20 protein-coding genes are annotated in these 20479 nt (G+C 69.4%); 14 read left to right on the top strand and 6 right to left on the bottom strand.

The window, feature by feature from the left end:
• Positions 1–99 precede the first annotated feature (99 nt).
• The gene (arc, locus tag GEV27_RS09855; protein WP_153652699.1) at positions 100–1836 is read left to right on the top strand and encodes a proteasome ATPase; all 1737 of its coding nucleotides are present in this window, start codon (positions 100–102) and stop codon (positions 1834–1836) included.
• A 7-nt stretch (positions 1837–1843) separates the two neighbouring features.
• Positions 1844–2326: a GNAT family N-acetyltransferase gene (locus tag GEV27_RS09850; RefSeq protein ID WP_153652700.1), complete on the top strand. Its 483-nt coding sequence runs from the start codon at positions 1844–1846 to the stop codon at positions 2324–2326.
• A gap of 4 nt (positions 2327–2330) precedes the next feature.
• On the opposite strand, the gene GEV27_RS09845 is transcribed toward GEV27_RS09850, so the two are convergent.
• Positions 2331–3227, bottom strand: a complete 897-nt coding sequence (locus GEV27_RS09845) for a DMT family transporter (protein WP_153934162.1) — start codon at positions 3225–3227, stop codon at positions 2331–2333.
• A 59-nt stretch (positions 3228–3286) separates the two neighbouring features.
• Between GEV27_RS09845 and GEV27_RS09840 the strand changes: the two genes are divergently transcribed.
• Both GEV27_RS09840 and dop read left to right on the top strand, forming a co-directional pair.
• Positions 3287–3901: a TetR/AcrR family transcriptional regulator gene (locus GEV27_RS09840; protein ID WP_153934161.1), complete on the top strand. Its 615-nt coding sequence runs from the start codon at positions 3287–3289 to the stop codon at positions 3899–3901.
• Between the two features lie 4 nt (positions 3902–3905).
• Positions 3906–5408 carry a depupylase/deamidase Dop gene (dop, locus tag GEV27_RS09835; RefSeq protein WP_153934160.1) on the top strand — a complete coding sequence of 501 codons (1503 nt, stop codon included), beginning with the start codon at positions 3906–3908 and terminating at the stop codon, positions 5406–5408.
• On the opposite strand, the gene GEV27_RS09830 is transcribed toward dop, so the two are convergent.
• From GEV27_RS09830 to GEV27_RS09815, 4 genes are read right to left on the bottom strand one after another with little or no spacing between them, the layout of a single operon-like run.
• A complete protein-coding gene (locus GEV27_RS09830) occupies positions 5388–6224 on the bottom strand; it encodes an ABC transporter ATP-binding protein (RefSeq protein WP_153652704.1) in 837 nt (278 codons plus the stop codon). The genes dop and GEV27_RS09830 overlap by 21 nt on opposite strands.
• The gene (locus GEV27_RS09825) at positions 6221–7255 is read right to left on the bottom strand and encodes an iron chelate uptake ABC transporter family permease subunit (RefSeq protein WP_309222154.1); all 1035 of its coding nucleotides are present in this window, start codon (positions 7253–7255) and stop codon (positions 6221–6223) included. The genes GEV27_RS09830 and GEV27_RS09825 overlap by 4 nt, the downstream gene beginning before the upstream one ends.
• Positions 7252–8304, bottom strand: coding sequence for an iron ABC transporter permease (locus GEV27_RS09820; RefSeq protein WP_309222153.1), 1053 nt, complete (start codon positions 8302–8304; stop codon positions 7252–7254). The genes GEV27_RS09825 and GEV27_RS09820 overlap by 4 nt, the downstream gene beginning before the upstream one ends.
• Positions 8301–9320, bottom strand: a complete 1020-nt coding sequence (locus GEV27_RS09815; protein WP_208430823.1) for an iron-siderophore ABC transporter substrate-binding protein — start codon at positions 9318–9320, stop codon at positions 8301–8303. Before GEV27_RS09815 ends, GEV27_RS09820 begins: the two co-directional genes overlap by 4 nt.
• A 172-nt stretch (positions 9321–9492) precedes the next feature.
• On the opposite strand from GEV27_RS09815, the gene GEV27_RS09810 reads away from it, so the two are divergent.
• From GEV27_RS09810 to prcA, 3 genes are read left to right on the top strand one after another with little or no spacing between them, the layout of a single operon-like run.
• On the top strand, positions 9493–9687 hold the full coding sequence (locus GEV27_RS09810; protein WP_153934159.1) for a ubiquitin-like protein Pup: 195 nt from the start codon (positions 9493–9495) through the stop codon (positions 9685–9687).
• The gene (gene prcB / locus GEV27_RS09805) at positions 9687–10508 is read left to right on the top strand and encodes a proteasome subunit beta (protein WP_153655026.1); all 822 of its coding nucleotides are present in this window, start codon (positions 9687–9689) and stop codon (positions 10506–10508) included. The genes GEV27_RS09810 and prcB overlap by 1 nt, the downstream gene beginning before the upstream one ends.
• Positions 10509–10538: 30 nt before the next feature.
• Positions 10539–11234 (top strand): proteasome subunit alpha, encoded by a 696-nt coding sequence (gene prcA / locus GEV27_RS09800; protein WP_153652708.1) that lies wholly within the window; start codon positions 10539–10541, stop codon positions 11232–11234.
• Here the strand turns inward: prcA and GEV27_RS09795 are convergent, their stop codons facing one another.
• A complete protein-coding gene (locus tag GEV27_RS09795; RefSeq protein ID WP_153934158.1) occupies positions 11235–12074 on the bottom strand; it encodes a class I SAM-dependent methyltransferase in 840 nt (279 codons plus the stop codon).
• An 87-nt stretch (positions 12075–12161) separates the two neighbouring features.
• Between GEV27_RS09795 and pafA the strand changes: the two genes are divergently transcribed.
• From pafA to GEV27_RS09760, 7 genes are all read left to right on the top strand, one after another.
• Positions 12162–13523 (top strand): Pup--protein ligase, encoded by a 1362-nt coding sequence (gene pafA / locus GEV27_RS09790; RefSeq protein WP_153652710.1) that lies wholly within the window; start codon positions 12162–12164, stop codon positions 13521–13523.
• Positions 13524–13593: 70 nt separating this feature from the next.
• Entirely contained in the window at positions 13594–14496 is a 903-nt protein-coding gene (locus GEV27_RS09785) for an FKBP-type peptidyl-prolyl cis-trans isomerase (RefSeq protein ID WP_153652711.1), read from the top strand.
• Between the two features lie 63 nt (positions 14497–14559).
• Positions 14560–15489, top strand: a complete 930-nt coding sequence (locus tag GEV27_RS09780) for a WYL domain-containing protein (protein ID WP_309222152.1) — start codon at positions 14560–14562, stop codon at positions 15487–15489.
• The gene (locus GEV27_RS09775; protein ID WP_153934157.1) at positions 15486–16454 is read left to right on the top strand and encodes a YafY family protein; all 969 of its coding nucleotides are present in this window, start codon (positions 15486–15488) and stop codon (positions 16452–16454) included. Before GEV27_RS09780 ends, GEV27_RS09775 begins: the two co-directional genes overlap by 4 nt.
• Positions 16455–16469: 15 nt before the next feature.
• The gene (tatA, locus tag GEV27_RS09770) at positions 16470–16703 is read left to right on the top strand and encodes a twin-arginine translocase TatA/TatE family subunit (protein WP_153652714.1); all 234 of its coding nucleotides are present in this window, start codon (positions 16470–16472) and stop codon (positions 16701–16703) included.
• Between the two features lie 57 nt (positions 16704–16760).
• Positions 16761–17531, top strand: a complete 771-nt coding sequence (gene tatC, locus GEV27_RS09765) for a twin-arginine translocase subunit TatC (RefSeq protein ID WP_228765145.1) — start codon at positions 16761–16763, stop codon at positions 17529–17531.
• A 205-nt stretch (positions 17532–17736) separates the two neighbouring features.
• Positions 17737–20478: an RNA helicase gene (locus GEV27_RS09760; RefSeq protein WP_153934156.1), complete on the top strand. Its 2742-nt coding sequence runs from the start codon at positions 17737–17739 to the stop codon at positions 20476–20478.
• Position 20479 lies beyond the last annotated feature (1 nt).

The following is a 20479-nucleotide window of genomic DNA, read 5'->3' as shown; positions in this document are numbered from 1 at the left end:
TCGTGCCCTCCGCCGCACCACGCCCGGCCATGTCTGCGAGATGGCCGTGCATCCGTGGTGACGGCGGGTAGGGTCGTGCGTACGAGCAGGAGGTGTCTGATGAGTGAGAACGAGCACACCGGCATGAGTGGTCCGGCGCGCGGGTCCGAGCAGGAGGCCGCCTACTTGCGGGCCGAGGTCGAGCATCTGCGCCGCCGTCTCGGCACTCAGCGCTCGACCGACTCGCGGCTCTCCGAGCTCGAGGCCAAGCTGGCCGCCACGAGCGGCCAGAACGAGCGGCTCACCGTGACCCTTCGCGAGGCCCGCGACCAGATCGTGACGCTCAAGGAAGAGGTCGACCGGCTGGCCCAGCCCCCGACCGGCTTCGGCACGTTCCTGCAGCGCAACGACGACGAGTCGGTCGACGTGTTCACCGGCGGACGCAAGCTGCGGGTCACCGTGAGCCCGTCGGTCGACAAGGACGCCTTGCGCAAGGGCCAGGAAGTCATCCTGAACGAGGCGATGAACGTCGTCACGGCCCTGGACTTCGAGCAGACCGGCGAGGTCGTCTCGCTCAAGGAGATCCTCGCCGACGGGGAGCGCGCCCTGGTGATGGGCAATGCCGACGAGGAGCGGGTCGTGCGTCTGGCCGAGCCGCTGCTCGGCCTGAAGATCCGCCCCGGCGACTCGCTGCTGCTCGACAGCCGCTCGGGCTACGTCTACGAGCGCGTCCCGAAGTCCGAGGTCGAGGAGCTCGTCCTCGAGGAGGTGCCCGACATCGACTACGAGTCGATCGGCGGCCTGCGTGGCCAGATCGAGTCGATCCGTGACGCGGTCGAGCTGCCCTACCTGCACCCCGACATCTTCATCGAGCACGAGCTCAAGCCGCCCAAGGGCGTGCTGCTCTACGGTCCTCCCGGCTGCGGCAAGACCATGATCGCCAAGGCGGTCGCGGCGTCCCTGGCCAAGAAGGTCTCGGAGAAGACGGGGGAGGAGGGACGTTCGTTCTTCCTCAACATCAAGGGCCCCGAGCTGCTCAACAAGTACGTCGGCGAGACCGAGCGGCACATCCGCCTGGTGTTCCAGCGGGCCCGCGAGAAGGCCAGTGAGGGCACCCCGGTCATCGTGTTCTTCGACGAGATGGACTCGCTGTTCCGCACCCGCGGCTCGGGCGTCTCCTCCGACGTCGAGAACACCATCGTCCCGCAGCTGCTGAGCGAGATCGACGGCGTCGAGGGTCTCGAGAACGTCCTGGTGATCGGTGCGTCCAACCGCGAGGACATGATCGACCCGGCGATCCTGCGTCCCGGGCGCCTGGACGTCAAGATCAAGATCGAGCGCCCCGACGCCGAGTCGGCCCGCGACATCTTCAGCAAGTACCTCACCGCGGGTCTGCCGCTGCACGCCGACGACCTGGCCGAGTGGGGCGGCAACCGGCAGGACACCGTCGACGGGATGATCCAGCGCACGGTCGAGCGCATGTACACCGAGTCCGAGGACAACCAGTTCCTCGAGGTCACCTACGCCAACGGTGACAAGGAGGTCCTGTACTTCAAGGACTTCAACTCCGGCGCCATGATCCAGAACATCGTCGACCGCGCCAAGAAGATGGCCATCAAGGATCTCCTCGAGCACGGTCAGCGCGGGCTGCGGGTGCAGCACATGCTGCAGGCGTGCCTCGATGAGTTCAAGGAGAACGAGGACCTGCCCAACACGACCAACCCCGACGACTGGGCGCGGATCTCGGGCAAGAAGGGTGAGCGCATCGTGTTCATCCGCACCCTGATCTCCGGCAAGAGCGGCAATGAGCCGGGTCGGTCGATCGACACGGTCGCCAACACCGGCCAGTACCTCTGACACCTCGATGGAGCACGCCCTGACGCACGATCTTCGCGTCGTCTCGTACGCCACGGACGACGCCCAGCAGCTCACGGCCGAGGTCCAGGCGGAGTACGGACGACGCTACGGCGGCGACGGCGACATCTCGCCGATCGACGTCCACCAGTTCGACCCGCCCGGCGGCCACTTCGTGATGATCTACGTCGACGACGTGCCGGCCGCGATGGGTGGCTGGCGCCGCGGTGGACCTGCGGGGGAGTCCGACGGCGAGATCAAGCGCATGTACGTCCGTCCCGTGTACGCCCGCCGGGGCCTCGCCCGGGCGATCCTGGCCGAGCTCGAGCGGTCGGCCGCTGCCGCCGGCATCACCCGACTGGTGCTGGAGACCGGGCTGGCGCAGCCCGAGGCCATCGCGCTCTACCACTCCTCGGGGTACGTCGAGGTGCCCAAGTTCGGCTTCTACCGCGACTACGACGACAGCGTCCACCTCGGCAAGCAGATCGCCTGACGTCTCACCCGCGCACGTCAGCCGTGGCGGCCGCAGGGGAGCGGATCGCGAGCGCGACCCCCAACGCGCTGACGCCGAGGCCGACGAGCCCGAGCGGGGTGACCCGGTCGCCGAACATCAGCGCGGCCCACAGCATCGTGGTGGGCGGGGTGAGGTAGAGCCACGTGCTGGCGCGGGTGGCTCCCTGGGTGCGCGTGACGTACAGGTAGGAGCCATAGCCGCCGAAGCTCGAGAGCACGACGACCCAGGCCACGGCCGTCCAGAACCCACCGGTCGTCGGCGCGGTGGCGGAGCCGTCGACGACCGCCAGCAGCCAGAAGCCGACCGCGCCCGTGAGCGTCTGGATCGTCAGGGACAGCAACACGGACTCCGACGGCTGCCACCGCTGCTGCAGCACCGTGGCGGACGACAGCGCCAGCATTCCGCCGACCGGCAGCAGGTAGACCCACCACGCGACGTCGCCGGACGACAGGTCGCCGCCGACGACCAGCAGGACCCCCGCCAGGCCCAGGCCGAGCCCGCCCAGCTGCGCCCCACGAGCGCGCTCGCCCAGCACCGCGGCGGCCAGGGCGACCACCACGAGCGGCTGCAACGACGCGATCAGCGCGGTGGTGCCTGCCGTCGCACCGAGGGCCACGCCACCGACGACCAGGCCGAGGTAGGCGACCTGGGCGAGCGACCCCAGCAGCACCTGGCGGCGGACGACGTCGCGCTCGAACCGCTCGCGACGCCACACGCACACCGCGACCAGGATCGCTGCGGCCACCAGGTAGCGCCAGGCGAGCAGGGTGGCGGCGGGCGCCTCGCGGGTGCCGAGCTCGGCTCCGATGAACCCCGAGCTCCACAGCACCACCAGCGCAAGGGACGGGGCGAGGCTCGCACGCAGCGGGGGGATGGACATGTGCCCCAGATAACCATACCGTTCGGTATACCCGCAGTGTAGGTTCCGGAGGATCTCCCATGACGACCGTCCTCGAGCCCCGCATGACCCCGACGGCGGTGCGCATCCTGCGCACCGCGTCCGAGCTGTTCTACGACCACGGCATCCGTGCCGTCGGCGTCGAGCGCATCGCGGAGGAGGCCGGGACGACGAAGAAGACGATCTATGACCGGTTCGGGTCCAAGGACGGACTGATCAACGCCTATCTGTGTGAGCGTCGCGACCGCTGGCGCGCGTACGTCACGACCTATGTCGACGAGCACCACCCCGAGCCGGGTCCCGCGCGGGTGCTCGCAGTTCTCGACGCGCTCGAGGGATGGCTGGCGCGGAGCTCGCGCGGGTGCGGCTTCGTCAACGCCTACGCCGAGCTGGCCGGCACCGGGCACCCGGCCCTGCCGGTCATCGCCGAGGAGAAGGGCTGGACCCGCGACTACTACGTCCGGCTGCTCACCGAGCTCGACGTGCCCGAGGCGGGACGACGGGGCCGTGAGCTCGCGCTGGTGCAGGAGGGCGCCACCGTGCAGCTGACCGCCGGCTCCCAGCCCGAGGCCCTGGCCGACGCGCGCTCGCTCGCGACGCGCCTGGTCGCCGCGGGCCTCACAGCGCGTGACTCCACCGCCGGGACCGTAGGCTGACGCCATGACTGTTCGTCGCGTCCAGGGCAGCGAGGTCGAGTACGGCATCGCCGTGCAGGGCCAGCCCCACGCCAATCCCATGGTGGCGTCGACGCACGTCGTCAACGCGTACGCCGCAGCGCACGGCCTGACCCGCCGCGCGCGGTGGGACTTCGAGGAGGAGAGCCCGCTGCGGGACGCACGGGGGTTCGACCTGAGCCGGGCCGCCGCCGACCCGTCGCAGCTCACCGACGAGGACATGGGCCTGGCCAACATCATCTTGACCAACGGCGCCCGGCTGTACGTGGACCACGCGCACCCGGAGTACTCGAGCCCCGAGGTCACCAACCCGCTCGACGTCGTCCGGTGGGAGAAGGCGGGCGAGAACGTCATGCGCCTCGGCGCCGACCTGGCCGGTCAGATCCCCAACGCCGCACCGATCGTCCTGTACAAGAACAACGTCGACAACAAGGGCGCGTCCTACGGCTCGCACGAGAACTACCTCATGCGACGTGACGTGCCGTTCGACCAGATCGTCGAGCACCTGACCCCGTTCTTCGTCTCCCGCCAGGTGTTCACGGGCGCCGGTCGAGTGGGACAGCGGCAGGACGGCAGCGTCCACGCGTTCCAGATCAGCCAGCGCGCCGACTACTTCGAGGTGGGCGTCGGTCTCGAGACGACCCTCAAGCGTCCGATCATCAACACCCGGGACGAGCCGCACGCGGATCCCAAGAAGTACCGGCGCCTGCACGTCATCATCGGCGACGCCAACTGCTCCGAGACCGCGATCTACCTCAAGCACGGCACGACGTCGCTGGTGCTGGCGATGATCGAGGCCGGTTTCATCCACCGCAGCCTCGCCCTGGCGGCACCCGTCACGGCCGTCCACGACATCTCCCACGACCCGACGCTGACGCAGAAGGTCGAGCTGGCCGACGGGCGGACCGTCACGGCGCTGGAGCTGCAGGGGGAGTACCTCCAGCTCGCGAAGGAGTTCGTCGCGCGAGAGGGTTCCGACGAGCAGACCGACGACGTCCTTCGCCGCTGGGAGAGCGTGCTGGACCGGCTCGGCCGCGACCCCATGGAGTGCGTCCGCGAGCTCGACTGGGTCGCGAAGCTCGCCCTGCTCGAGCGCTACCGCGAGCGCGACGCGCTCGACTGGGACCACCCCAAGCTGCACCTGGTCGACCTGCAGTACCACGACGTCCGGCTGCACAAGGGGCTGTACCACCAGCTCGTGCGCACCGGGCGCATGGACCGGCTCCTCACCGACGACCAGGTCTCGGCCGCCGTGGTCGATCCGCCGCGCGACACCCGGGCGTACTTCCGGGGCATGTGCCTGGCGAAGTTCAGCAGGGACATCGCCGCGGCGTCGTGGGACTCGGTGATCTTCGACCTGCCCGGGCGCGACTCGCTGCAGCGGATCCCCACGATGGAGCCCCTGCGCGGGACGGCCGAGCACGTCGGCGCGCTGTTCGAGTCCAGCACGACCGCTGCCGAGCTGTTCTCAGCGATCACCGGACGCTGAGACGCCGGCGCGATCGGGCGCCACGCCGTGACGTCCGATCGGCAGCATCAGCGGACGCCCCGACACGGGGTCGACGATCACGCTGCACTCGAGGCCGAACACCTCGCGCACGACGTCCTCGGTCAGCACCACGTGCGGCTCGCCCACCGCGTGCACCCGGCCACCGGCCAGGGCGATGAGCTGATCGGCGTACCGCGCCGCGAGGTTGAGGTCGTGCAGCACCATGACGATCGTGGTGCCGCGGTCGCGGTTGAGGTCGGTCAGCAGGTCGAGCACCTCGATCTGGTGGCTGACGTCGAGGAATGTCGTGGGCTCGTCGAGCAGCAGGACGTCGGTGCGCTGGGCCAGCGCCATCGCGATCCAGACCCGCTGCCGCTGGCCGCCCGACAGCTCGTCGACCGAGCGGTCCGCCAGCTCGACGGTGTCGGTCGCCTCGAGCGCCGCCGCGACCGCCTCGTCGTCCTCGGCGGACCACCGCGACATGAGCCGCTGGTGCGGGTGACGTCCGCGTCCCACGAGATCGCTCACCGTGATGCCCTCGGGCGCCAGGGGTGACTGGGGCAGCAGGCCGAGGGTCCGTGCGAGCTCCTTCGCGGGCAGCCGGTGGACCTGCTTGCCGTCGAGCAGCACCTGGCCGGCCCGCGGGACGAGCAGGCGGGACATCGAGCGCAGCAGGGTCGACTTGCCGCACGCATTGGCCCCGACGATCGCGGTGACCCGGCCCGTGGGGACCACCAGGGACAGGTCCTCGATCACGGTGCGGTCGCGGTAGCCGAGGGTGAGGCCCTCGACCGTGAGGGTGTGGTCGGTGGTCACAGCGAGCCTCCGGCGCGGTTGGTGCGGATGATGAGATAGATCAGGTACGGCGCGCCCAGCACACCGGTGACGACGCCCACGGGATAGCGGTGCCCGAAGGCGTACTGGCCGCACAGGTCGGCCACCAGCACCAGGAGGGCCCCCACGAGTGCGGCCGGTACGAGCAGCGACCCGCCCGGACCGACGATGCGGGCGGCGATCGGGCCGGCGAGGAAGGCGACGAACGCGATCGGTCCGGTCGCGGCGGTCGCGAAGGCGATCAGCCCGACCGCGCTCACGATCACCACGAGCCGGGTCAGCTCGACGCGCACACCGAGGGCCGATGCCGCGTCGTCGCCGAGCTGCAGCATCCCCAGGTCGCGCAGCTGCGAGAGCAGGAGGGGAGCGAGGACGAGCAGTGCGACCAGCGTCGGGAGCACGTCCTCCCAGCCGGCGCCGTTGAGGCTCCCGGTCAGCCACCGCTGTGCCTCCTGCAGGTCCCACTGGGCGGCCCGGCTGAGGACGTACGCAGTGAGGCTCTCCAGCATCGCCGCGACGCCGATCCCGATGAGGATGAGTCGGGTGCCGGCCACACCGTCCCGGTAGGACAGGACGTAGATGAGCATCGCGACGCCGAGACCCACGGTGATCGCGAACAGGGACACCGCGGGACCGCTCAGCGAGAGCGACACGATCGCGAAGGCGGCAGCCGCGCTGGCGCCCGCGCTGATGCCGATCACGTCGGGACTGGCCAGCGGGTTGCGGAGCATCGTCTGGAAGGTGACGCCGGACAGCCCGAAGCACAGTCCGGCGATGAGCCCCATGACCGCGCGGGGGAGCCGGAGGCGTCCCACCGTGAAGGATGCGCCCGGCACGTCGTGGCCGGTGATGACGGCCCAGACGTCGGCCGGCGGGTAGAACGTCCGGCCGACCATGAGGCTGGTCGCGAACGCGGCGACGACCAGGACCGCCAGGACGGCCGTGACGACGCGACGGCGTGCGGACCGGCGCGCCCGGCTGCTCGTGACGAGCTGCACGGTCTGGCTGCTCACAGCTCACGCACCTTGTGCCGGCGGACGATGTGGATGAAGAAGGGCGCGCCGATCAGCGCGGTGATGATGCCGACGTCGATCTCGCTGGGCCGGGCCACGACGCGTCCGGCGACGTCCGCGGCCGTCAGCAGCGCGGCCCCGCCGACGGCCGAGAACGGGATGAGCCAACGGTGGTCGACGCCCACCAGGAGGCGGCACAGGTGGGGGATGAGCAGCCCCACGAAGCCGATGGGCCCCGCGACGGACGTGCTGGCGCCGCACAGCATGACGGCTCCGACGGCTGCCGCCGCACGCGTCAGCCCGACGTGCTCGCCGAGGGCAGACGCGACGTCGTCGCCGAGGGCCAGCGTGTTGAGCCCGCGCGAGGTCAGGAGGCAGATCGCGAAGCCGATCAGCAGGAACGGCAGGACGAGGCGGATCGTGTCGAACGAGGCCCCGCCGACACCACCAATCTGCCACGAGCGCACATTGCCGGAGATGTCGCCGCGGGGGAGCACCAGGGCGGTGATGAACGAGGCGAACGCCGCCGAGGTCGCGGTGCCTGCGAGCGCCAGCTTGAGCGGTGTCGTCCCCCCGCGTCCGAGCGACGCGACGACGTAGACGAACACGGCTGCAGCCGCGGCGCCGCCGATCGCGACCCACACGAAGCTCGAGGGGGTGCTCATCCCGAACCAGGCGATGCCGACGACGACTGCGAGCGAGGCGCCCATGTTGACGCCGAGGATCTCCGGATCTGCCAGGGGGTTGCGGGTCACGCCCTGCAGCACGGCTCCGGCCGCACCGAGCGCGGCACCGACCACGACCGCGAGGAGCGTGCGGGGGATCCGCTTGGTGACGGCCGCCTCGCCGAGGGTGTCGCTGGACCCGCCGAGGCCCGCGACGATGTCGGACCAGCCCACCGGGCGGGAGCCGACCGCGACGGACAGCAGCATCAGGGCGACGAGGACGGCCAGGGCCAGCACGAGCCACGCCAGGCGCACCTGCCTCGGGCGTCGCACGACGGCGACGCCCGAGGAGGTGACCCGGTCGGGCCGCTGGTCAAGACTCACGCGCCGGCAGCGGCCTTCGCCATCATCTCGACGTAGTCCTTCAGGACGTACGAGATCGACAGCGGGGTCGGGTTCGCGGCGGTGCCGAGCGGCGTGTTGGGCAGCAGGACGATCGAGTCGTTCTTGACTGCGGGCATCTTGGACAGCAGCGGATCGTCCTTGAGCGCCTTGACCAGCTTCTCGTCGCCGTACGTCACGACGATGTCGACGTCGTCCAGCGCGTCGACCTGCTCGGCGCTCTGCGTCATGGAGAACTGATCGGTCGAGCTCGAGGCCTTCTCGATGCTCGCCGGCGTCTTCAGGCCGAGGTCCGCGAAGAACTTCGCGCGGGTGTCGTGCGTCGTGTAGAAGCTGACCTCACTCAGGTCGGTGGTGTCGACGTGGGTCAGGAACATCGCGGACTTGTCGGCCAGCTCGGGGGCCTTGGCCACCGTCTCCTTGATCTCGGCCTCGAGGTCCGCGACGAGCTTGTCGCCCTCGTCGGCCATGCCCATCGCGGTGCTGTTGAGCTCGATCATCTCGCGCCAGTCGGTCGCCCACGCCTGCTCGGGGTACGCCACGACCGGGGCGATCTCGCTGAGGGTCTTGTAGTCCTCCTTGGTCAGTCCCGAGTAGGACGCCAGGATGACGTCGGGGGCGGTGTCGGCGACCGCCTCGAAGTCGATGCCGTCGGTCTCGTCGAACAGGACCGGCTTCTCGCCGCCGAGCTCCTTGAGCTTGTCGTCGACCCACGGCAGCAGACCGTCGCCGTCGTCGTCGCCGAAGTTCGCGGCGGCCATGCCGACGGGGACGACACCGAGCGCGAGGGGGACCTCGTGATTGGCCCAGTTGACCGTCGCGACGCGCGTGGGCTTCTTCTCGATCGTCGCGGTGCCGAGCGCGTGCTCGATCGTGATCGGGTACTGGGTCTTGGAGCCCGATCCGTCCGCGGACGGGGAGTCATCGGAGGTGCTGCCACAGCCGGCGAGGAGGAGGGACGCTGCGGCGACGCAGGCGAGGAGGCGCGGTGTACGCACGGGAGTTCCTTTCGAGTGGTGACGCGCTGGGAGCACGCGGTGACCAGAGGGGCGGCCGCAGGACGACCGGGGTGTGGTGAGCCTAGCCTTACCTCCGGTCAGGCTGTCACCGGGTCGTCCTGAAGCGCGTGAAGGACGCGCCGGCGCTGGCAGGTGGGGCTAGTGTTGTGTCATGTCAGAGCAGCAGCACAAGAACACGCGCAAGCCCGCCGAGGCCGAGGACCAGGTCGACGCGACCGAGGTGGACGCCGACGCCAAGGCCAAGCTCGACGACGACGTCGACTCGATCCTCGACGAGATCGACGACGTGCTCGAGGAGAACGCCGAGGAGTTCGTCCGCAGCTTCGTGCAGAAGGGCGGCCAGTGATGCTGCCCGAGGGCACCCGTCTGACCGGATCCTCCTCGTTCGCGGACTACCTGGCCGGTACCGCTCCTGAGCTCATGCCGGGAGCGGCCTCACGGACCGGCGGTGCGCACGCGGACCTCGCACCCCACGCCACGACCATCGTCGCGGCGACCTTCGACGGCGGTGTGGTGATGGCGGGCGACCGGCGCGCCACGATGGGCAACGTGATCGCCCAGCGCGACATCGAGAAGGTGTTCCCGGCCGACGAGTACTCGTGCATCGGCATCGCGGGCAGCGCGGGGCTCGCGATCGAGATGGTGCGCCTGTTCCAGGTCGAGCTCGAGCACTACGAGAAGATCGAGGGCACGGTGCTGTCGGCCGACGGCAAGGCCAACCGCCTCGCCGCGCTCATCCGCGGCAACCTCGGACTCGCGATGCAGGGTCTCGCGGTCGTCCCGCTGTTCGCCGGCTTCGACCTGGAGACGCAACGCGGACGCATCTTCTCCTACGACGTGACCGGTGGTCGCTACGAGGAGCACAGCGGCTTCCACTCCGTCGGCTCCGGTTCGGTCTTCGCCCGTGGCTCGCTGAAGAAGCTCTACAGCCGCGGCCTGACCGAGGGTGACTGCGTCACCGCCGCGATCCAGGCTCTCTACGACGCCGCGGACGACGACTCGGCCACCGGTGGTCCCGACCTCACCCGCAGGATCTTCCCGGTCGTGTCGGTCGTGACGGCAGACGGCTACCGTCGCCTCGCCGACGACGAGGTCGGCGCGATCGCCGACGACGTCATCGGGGGACGCCTCGTGCGTCCCGACGGCCCGTCAGCGCCGCTCAACTGACTTCAGACGTGGACCGAGGAGAGGAATCCGATGACGCAGCAGTTCTACGTCTCGCCCGAGCAGCTCATGAAGGACCGGGCGGACTTCGCCCGCAAGGGCATCAGCCGCGGTCGCAGCGTGGCGGTCGTCCAGTACGCCGACGGCATCCTGTTCGTGGCCGAGAACCCGTCGCGGGCGCTGCACAAGGTCAGCGAGATCTACGACCGCATCGGCTTCGCCGCGGTCGGGCGCTACAACGAGTTCGAGAACCTGCGGATCGCGGGCGTCCGCCTGGCCGACCTGCGCGGCTATTCCTACGACCGTCGTGACGTCACCGGGCGCAGCCTCGCCAACGCGTACGCCCAGACGCTCGGGACGATCTTCTCGGCGGGCAGCGAGAAGCCGTACGAGGTCGAGATCTTCGTCGGCGAGCTCGGTGCCGACTCCGCGTCCGACCAGGTCTACCGGCTGATGTACGACGGCTCGGTCGCCGACGTGCAGGGCTTCGGCGTGATGGGCGGGCAGAGCGAGCAGGTCGAGGCGTACCTCGGCGAGCACTACACACGGGGTCTCGACCTGGCCTCGGCCATCAAGGTCGCCGTGACCGCCCTGGGTCAGGACACCGACCCGGCGCGCACGGTCGACGCCGCGGCCCTGGAGATCGGCGTCCTGACCCGTTCGCGCCCCCAGCCGCGCAAGTTCAAGCGGCTCAGCGACGCCGACGTGGTGGCAGCGCTCGAGGCCTAGCTACGAGCTGCGCCGGGCCCGACGTTCCTCGACGGTGCGCTGGACCCGGCGCTTGACGTGCCCGAGGCGTGCGCGGACGCGATCCTTCAACGCGCCCGGGCGACGCAGGATGATCAGGTCCTGGAAGATCGTGCCCGGCTCGCCGCACCACGTGCCCCGGTCGATCGTCACGATTTCGAGACCGGCGGCCTCGACCATCGAGCGGACGAGGGACTCCTCGAACGCGATCGCCCGCAACGGGTCGTCGGGGTCGTTGTAGCGCGTGTGCGCGTCCAGCTCGTAGATCATGGGATAGACGCTCGCGTCGGACTGGATCAGCGGCAGCCGCGCGTCGTCGTACACGAACCAGGTCGTGACGGCGATCCCGCCAGGCTTGAGCACGCGCTTGAACTCGCCGAGGTAGTGCTCGATGTCGGCGCGGTAGAAGTGGGTGAAGATGCTGAACAGCGAGATCGTGTCGATCGAGCCGATCTTCGCCGGGAAGCGGACCTCGAGCGGGTCGACGGTGCCCGAGGGGTTGTAGCGGTCGTTCCTGACGTCGATGTGGTGGAACCTGAAGTTCGGGGCCACGGGGGTCAGGCTGCGCTTGCACCACCTGACCTGCTTGCGGAGCACGTCGAAGCCGATGTAGGTGCCGTGGAAGTCCGTGCCGGCCAGCAGCCCGAGAGGGAGACGCCCGTAGCAGCTGCCGACGTCGAGCAGGGTGCCGTCGGCCTTGAGCCCACGTTCCATCATCAGCCGGGCCAGGGAGGTGCCGCTCCTCACGAGCGCTTCGTCGTCCTCCTTCATGATGCGCAGCTGCATGGGGGGCATGGGCAGGTCGATCGCCAGGGACGTCATGCCGCGATGGTAGCGGCGATGCGGCGTAGATCACACCCGTTCGCGCGTCAGCACGCACAGTGTGCAGTGCCGGTCTAGGCTGACGACATGGACCGGCGCATCTTCGGTATCGAGAACGAGTACGGGGTCACGTGCTCGTTCAAGGGGCAGCGCCGGTTGTCACCCGATGAGGTGGCTCGCTACTTGTTCCGGCGGGTCGTGTCGTGGGGGCGCAGCAGCAACGTGTTCCTGCGCAACGGCGCCCGTCTGTATCTCGACGTCGGCAGCCATCCCGAGTACGCGACGCCGGAGTGCGACGACCTCGTCGACCTGGTCACGCACGACCGTGCGGGCGAGCGGATCCTCGAGGGCCTGATGATCGACGCCCAGAAGCGGCTCGCCGACGACGGCGTCGAGGGCGACATCTACCTGTTCAAGAACAACACCGACTCGGCCGGCAACTCCTACGGCTGCCACGAGAACTACCTCGTGAGCCGGGCGGGGGAGTTCAGCCGCCTCGCCGAGGTGCTGATCCCGTTCCTCGTCTCCCGCCAGATCATCACCGGCGCCGGCAAGATCCAGCAGACGCCCCGCGGCACGATCTTCTCGGTCAGCCAGCGGGCGGAGCACATCTGGGAGGGGGTCTCGAGCGCGACGACCCGTTCCCGCCCGATCATCAACACCCGTGACGAGCCGCACGCCGACGCCGAGCGCTTCCGGCGCCTGCACGTGATCGTCGGCGACTCCAACATGAGCGAGACCACGACCCTGCTCAAGTTCGCGACGACCGACCTCGTCCTGCGGATGATCGAGGCCGGCGTCTCGATGCGCGACATGACGCTGGACAACCCGATCCGGGCGATCCGCGAGATCGCGCACGACATGACCGGCCAGCGCAAGGTGCAGCTCGCCAACGGTCGTGAGCTGTCCGCGCTCGAGATCCAGGCCGAGTACTTCGGCAAGGCGGCCGAGTTCGTCGACAAGAACGGCCTGCACACGCCGACGATCACCCGGGCGCTGGACCTGTGGGAGCGCACCCTCAAGGCCGTCGAGTCCGAGGACCTCTCGCTCGTCGAGCGCGAGATCGACTGGGTCATCAAGTACAAGCTGCTCGACCGCTACCGGTCCACGCACGACATGGCCTGGAGCGATCCGCGGATCGCCCAGCTCGACCTCGCGTACCACGACATCCGTCGCGACCGCGGCATCTTCTACCTCCTGGAGAACAAGGGTGCGGTCGCCCGGGTCACCAACGACCTCGACGTGTTCGCGGCCAAGAACGTCCCGCCGCAGACCACACGGGCGCGGCTCCGCGGCGACTTCATCAAGCGGGCGCAGGAGCGGCGCCGTGACTTCACGGTCGACTGGGTGCACCTCAAGCTCAACGACCAGGCGCAGCGCACCGTGCTCTGCAAGGATCCGTTCCGGAGCCAGGACGAGCGCGTCCAGAGGCTGATCGACGGGATGTGAGCACCGGGGCCTTGCGCCCGGTCGTTACGATTGCCCACGATCTGTCCCCCTCCCTTCGAAGGTTGTCTCCGTGCGCCGCATTCTCCTGGCATCCATTGCCGCAAGCCTCGTCCTCGCCGGATGCGGTGGCAGTGACGGCAAGGACGGCGCCGGCCTGTCGGCCATCAAGGTCACCGGCGGCAAGACCCCCAAGGTGACCTTCGACAAGGGCTTCGAGGTCGCCAAGACCGAGAGCAAGGTCCTCAAGAAGGGCGGCGGCGACACGATCGAGGAGGGTGACTCGATCAAGCTCGACTACGTCGGCGTCAACGGCACCACGGCCAAGCTGTTCGACAGCACGTACGCCGCGAGCCCCCAGACCGTGGCCCTGTCCAAGGACACGATCCTCGCCGGATTCGTCAAGGGTCTCGAGGGCCGCAAGGTCGGCAGCCGCGTGCTGGTCGCGATCCCGCCGACCGACGGCTTCGGCGAGCAGGGCCAGCCGAGCTTCGAGATCGGCAAGGCCGACACCATGGTGCTGGTCTTCGACATCCGGTCCAAGGTCCCCACCGAGGTCACCGGCGACGCCAAGGCGCTGCCGTCCTCGCTGCCCAAGCTCAAGCTCGACGGCGACAAGCACCCGTCCGGCTTCACCCCGACGGCCACGACCAAGAAGAAGCAGACCAAGGCGAGCTCGCACACCGTCATCCAGGGCGACGGGGCCAAGGTCAAGGCCGATCAGAGCGTGACGGTCCAGTACGTCGGCCAGGTGTACCCGGACGGCAAGGTCTTCGACACCAGCTGGACCAAGGGCGTCCCGTTCACCCAGTCGCTCGGCGGCCTCATCAAGTGCTGGCAGAGCGAGCTCGTCGGGCAGAAGGTCGGCAGCCGCGTCGTGCTGGTGTGCCCGCCCGACACCGCATACGCGGGCACCGAGAGCGAGCTGAAGGACGACACGCTGATCTTCGCCATCGACTTGCTCGACGCTTCCTGACATCCTCCTGTCATGGCCGAGCGCAAGACTGAGAGGTTGATGAACCTCATCTTCGCTTTGTTGGTGAGTCGTCAGTACCTCACGAAGGACCAGATCCGCGAGTCGATCGCCGACTACCGCGACTCGACGCCCCAGGCGTTCGACCGCAAGTTCGAGCGCGACAAGGAAGAGCTGCGTGAGCTCGGCATCAACGTCGAGATGGGCTCGATCGACAAGTACTTCAACGACGAGCCGGGCTATCGCATCCGCCGCGACGAGGCCGAGCTGCCCGATCTGGAGCTGACCCGCGAGGAGGCCGCGGTCATCGGTCTGGCGACCCAGGTGTGGGAGCACGCAGGTCTTGCGAGCGAGTCGACGACCGCCCTGGTGAAGCTCAAGGCGATCGGTGTCGACGTCGACACCAGCGTCCTGCGGATGGCCGAGCCCAAGCTGTCGGCCGACGAGCCGTCCTTCGACGTGATGTGGGACGCCGTGACCCGTCGCATCCCCGTCACCTTCGCGTACGCCCGCCCCAACCAGGAGCCCATGCAGCGGCACCTGGAGCCGTGGGGGATCATCTCGTGGCACGACCGCTGGTACGTCGGTGGCCTCGACCTCGACCGGGGCGAGCCCCGCATCTTCCGGCTCTCGCGGGTCATCGGCGACGTCGAGACGCAGGGCCCCGCGGGGTCGTACGACATCCCCGAGGGCACGGACATGAAGGACCTGGCGCGCGCCCTGTTCCCGCCCGATCCCGTCGAGGCGGCCGTCCTGCGCATGCGCAAGGGGCGGGGCCAGTCGCTGCGCCGGCTCGCCGAGAAGGTCACGCCGATCGACGAGGACCACGACGAGGTCGAGGTCCGCTACTCCTCGCGCTGGGAGCTGGCCGCGGAGGTCGCCTCGTACGGCCCCGACGTCGTCGCCCTGTCGCCCCCTGAGGTCCGCGAGGCCGTGGTGCAGCGTCTGCGCGCGGCCGTGAGCGGCACGCTGGGTCTCGGGGAGGGGTCCGCATGAGCAGGTCGAGGCAGCAGGTCGTGCGGATGCTGGCACTCGTGCCCTACCTGCAGGGCAATGACGGCGTCCCGGTCAACGAGGTCGCGGCGGAGTTCGGCGTGGCGCCCAAGGTGATCCGCGACGACCTGCGGCTGCTGATGTACACCGGCACGGGGGAGTATGCGGGCGAGCTGATCGACTTCGACCTCACCGCGCTGGAGCAGGACGGCATCGTGCACATCCGCGACGCGGAGTTCATGACCCGCCCCCTGCGCATCAGCGCTCGTGAGGGCATCGCCCTCATCGTCGCGTTGCGCACCCTGAGGGCGTCGGCCAGCGGGCCCGAGCTCTCGGTCATCGACAGCGCCCTGGCCAAGCTCGAGAGCGCGGTCGGCGACACCGCCTCCGCGCCCGTCGACGTCCTGCTCGACGAGGTCGACCCGGTCATCCACGGGGAGATCGTCCACGCGCTCGCCTCGGGCAAGCGGCTGCAGATCACGTACGCCACTGCCACGAGCGATCAGCAGTCCGACCGTGAGGTCGACCCGCGCCGGCTGTTCACCGAGCAGGGGCGGCTCTACCTCGAGGCCTGGTGCCTCCGTGCCGAGGACCTGCGGTTCTTCCGCCTGGACCGCGTCATCGCCGCCCGGGCGACCGAGGTCGACGCGCAGGACCACGACGCGAAGGCCCGCGATCTCTCCGACGGCTTCTTCACGGTGGGCGAGCAGACCCCGTACGTCCTGGTCGATCTCCACCCACGCGCCCACTGGCTGACCGAGTACTACCAGGTCGACCTGTTGGAGGAGGGCCGGGACGGCGTCTGGCGGGCCAAGATCTACGGTGCGGACTGGGGATGGCTGCGCCGACTCGTGCTCCGCAACGCCGGATCCGTGGCCGTCGTCGAGCCCGAGTCCCTTCGGGTGCGGGTGATCGAGGAAGCCCGCGTAGCCTTGCAGGCGTACGATGAAGTGGTCACGTCGAACTAGAGGAAGGGAGCAATCATGTTCCGAGGTGGAATCGGTGCTCCGGAGATCCTGATCATCCTGGGGATCGTCGTCCTGCTGTTCGGCGGCAGGAAGCTCCCCGAGCTGGCCCGCGGCTCGGGCAAGGCCCTGCGCATCTTCAAGACCGAGGTCTCGGCGCTGCACGACGATGACGACGACAAGCCCGCGAAGCCTGCGTCGCTCGAGACCGTCGAGGCGTCCGAGGCGGACAAGAAGCGCGAACAGGCCTGACGCTTGGCGCTGAGGCGCGGCACGCCACCCCCGGCACCGGGCGGCACGATGCCGCTCATGGGACATCTGCGTGAGCTGCGGTCCCGGTTGGTGCGCGCGGTCCTGGCGATCGCCGTCGGCACGATCATCGCGCTGGTCTTCTACGACCCGGTGCTGGACTTCCTGACCCGACCCTACGAGTCGATCCAGCCGTTGCTGCTGGAGCGCGGGATCGACTCCGAGCTCGTCATCACAGGAGTCGGCGGCGCCCTGCAGTTCCAGCTGAAGATCTCGCTGGTCGTGGGCATCTTGCTGTCGAGCCCCGTGTGGCTGTGGCAGATCTGGGCCTTCGTCCTGCCCGCCCTGCACCGGCACGAGAAGCGGTGGGCCCTGCTGCTCACCGCCACCGGGGCACCGCTGTTCATCGCCGGAGCCGCGCTGGCGTACCTGATCCTGCCCAAGGCCATGGACGTGCTGATCGGCTTCGTGCCCGACGGGGTGGGCAGCCTCATCACCGGAGCGGAGTACTTCAACTTCATCATCCGCATGCTGCTGGTCTTCGGCGTCGCCGCCGAGATCCCCCTGGTGGTCGTGCTGCTCAACCGCATCGGCGCCGTGAGCGCGGCCCAGCTCGCGAGTGCGCGGCCGTGGATCGTGATCGGCATCTTCGTGTTCGCGGCGGTGGCGACCCCCACGACGGACCCGCTGACGATGCTGTTCCTTGCCGTGCCGATGACCGTGCTCTATCTCTTCTCGGAGATCATCGCGAAGCTCACCGACCGCAAGCGCCGCAAGATCGCCGCCCGGACCGAGCTCGCCGACGACGAGCTGTCCCCGCTCGACGACTGAGCCCGCCCGGCGCCACGCGCCCAAGATTTGGCGGTTTCGGCCCCTCGTCCCCGCCCGAGCGGTGGATGCTCCACCGTCTCAGCCCGATGCGGGGGCCTGACGGTGGCACACCCACCGCACCCAAGATGTGGCGGTTTCGGCCCCCGCGGTCCGGGCTGCCGTGCTGGGCGCCTGCGCGCCACCGCCTTCCACGTAGGCTGGGACCATGAGCGAGCTTGGCGTGTCGTCCCCGGCCGAGCGGTACTCCCGATCGCGCGCCAGCCGGCAGTACCCACGCCTGGCCGAGTTCCGCGGCCTCTACGACTTCGCCCTCGACGGCTTCCAGGTCGAGGCGTGCAAGGTCGTCGAGGACGGGCACGGCGTGCTCGTCGCGGCGCCCACCGGATCGGGCAAGACGCTGGTGGGGGAGTTCGCCGTCCACCTCGCGATCGCGACGGGCCGCAAGTGCTTCTACACCACCCCCATCAAGGCCCTGTCCAACCAGAAGTTCGCCGATCTCGTGGATCGCTACGGCGCCGACAACGTCGGCCTGCTGACCGGCGACAACACGATCAACGGTGAGGCGCCCGTCGTCGTCATGACGACCGAGGTGCTGCGCAACATGCTCTACGCGGGCTCGCGCACTCTCGACACCCTCGGCTACGTCGTGATGGACGAGGTCCACTACCTGGCCGACCGCATGCGCGGGGCGGTCTGGGAAGAGGTCATCATCCACCTGCCCGAGTCGGTCTCGGTGATCTCGCTGTCCGCGACGGTCTCCAACGCCGAGGAGTTCGGCGACTGGCTGACCGAGGTGCGCGGAGACACTGTCACGATCGTCGAGGAGCGCCGCCCCATCCCGCTGCACCAGCACGTGATGGTGGGACGCAAGATGTTCCCGCTGTTCGAGCCGAGCCCGGACGACCGGGGCGTCGAGGTCAACAAGGCGCTGGAGCGGCTGGCCCGGGAGGACTGGCAGCTCTCGCGGATGATGAAGGGCCACAAGGGCAAGGGCGGCAAGCGGCCCCGCAGCCGCAACCGCACGCCCAGCCGGGTCGAGGTCGTCGAGCGGCTCGACGCCGAGGGCCTGCTGCCCGCGATCTGCTTCATCTTCAGCCGGGCCGGCTGCGCCGCCGCGGTGCAGCAGTGCCTCGACGCACGGCTCACGCTGACGACTCCCGACGAGCAGGCGCACATCGCCGCGTTCGTCGACACCGCGTGTGCGCACCTGCCCGAGGACGATCTGCACGTCCTCGGCTACTACGAGTTCCGCGACGCGCTGGTCCGCGGCATCGCGGCCCACCACGCCGGGATGCTGCCGACGTTCAAGGAGTGCGTCGAGGACCTGTTCAGCGACGGCCTGGTCAAGATCATCTTCGCGACCGAGACGCTCGCACTCGGCATCAACATGCCCGCGCGCTCGGTCGTGATCGAGAAGCTCTCGAAGTGGAACGGCGAGACCCACGCCAACATCACGCCGGGGGAGTACACCCAGCTGACCGGCCGCGCCGGACGCCGCGGCATCGACGTCGAGGGTCACGGCGTGGTGCTGTGGCAGCACGGCCTGGACCCCAAGCAGGTCGCGGGCCTGGCCAGCACCCGGACGTATCCGCTCAACTCCTCGTTCCACCCGTCGTACAACATGGCGGTCAATCTCGTGGGCCAGGTCGGGCGCACCGTGGCCAGGGAGCTGCTCGAGCAGTCGTTCGCGCAGTTCCAGGCCGATCGTGCGGTCGTCGGGCTCGCGCGGCAGATCCGCAAGGCCGACGACGCCCTCGACGGCTACCGCGAAAAGGTCGTCTGCGATCGAGGCGACTTCATGGAGTACGCCTCGTTGCGCCGCGAGCTCAGCGACATCGAGGCCTCCGGCTCGAAGGCGCGCCGCCAGGCTGAGCGCGAGGAGATCATCGCCTCCTTGGTCAAGCTGCGTCCGGGCGACGTCATCCATGTGCCGGTCGGCAAGTTCGCCGGTCTGGCCGTCGTGCTGGATCCCGGACGCGTCACCGATCACGAGGGTCCGCGACCGATGGTGCTGACGGCCAACCGCCACGCCCGGCGACTCGCGATGATCGACTTCCCGGCGCCGGTCCAGCCTTTGACCACGATGCGCATCCCGAAGTCGTTCAACCCGCGCAACCCCCAGGCCCGCCGCGACCTCGCGTCGGCCCTGCGCAGCCGCGCCGACGCGGCCTCGTTCCACCGCGACAAGCCGTACCGCGACCAGCCGGGGCGCGAGGACCCGCGCATCGCGGCGATCCGGCAGAAGCTGCGTGAGCACCCCTGCCACGAGTGCCCCGACCGCGAGTCCCACGCCCGCTGGGCCGAGCGCTACCTCAAGCTCGAGCGCGACACCAAGAACCAGCGGGGACGCATCGAGCAGCGCACCAACACCGTCGCCCGCCAGTTCGACCGGGTGTGCGAGGTGCTGGACGTGCTCGGCTACCTCGACGGCGACGTGGTGACGCCCGACGGGCTGCGTCTCAAGCGCCTCTACAGCGATCTGGACCTGCTGGTCAGCGAGTGCCTGCGTCAGGGCACCTGGGACGGTCTCGACGCGGCCGAGCTGGCAGCGGTCGTGAGCGGGCTGACGTACACGTCGCGGCTCGCCGACGACCTGCCCGCGCCTCGCTACCCGACCCGCAACGTGCGCGAGGCCGCCGAGACGATGGCGCACCTGTGCGCGGACCTGCAGCAGCTCGAGCGCGAGCACCGCGTCAAGTTCTTGCGGTCGCCGGACTTCGGCTTCTCCCAGGCCGTGTGGTCGTGGTGCAAGGACGCGACCCTCGACGACGTCCTGGGCGACATGGACCTGGCCGCGGGCGACTTCGTCCGCGCGATGAAGCAGCTCATCGACGTGGTGGCGCAGATCGCCGACGCCGCGGGGCCGGGGCCGTTGCGCACGACAGCGCGCGAGGCTCTCGACCTGCTTCGCCACGGCGTCGTCAGCTACACCAGCATCACGGCCTGAC

It is taken from the genome of Aeromicrobium sp. S22, assembly GCF_009661045.1.
Classification (GTDB): domain Bacteria; phylum Actinomycetota; class Actinomycetes; order Propionibacteriales; family Nocardioidaceae; genus Aeromicrobium; species Aeromicrobium yanjiei.
This window is presented reverse-complemented; position numbering and strand designations above follow the sequence as displayed.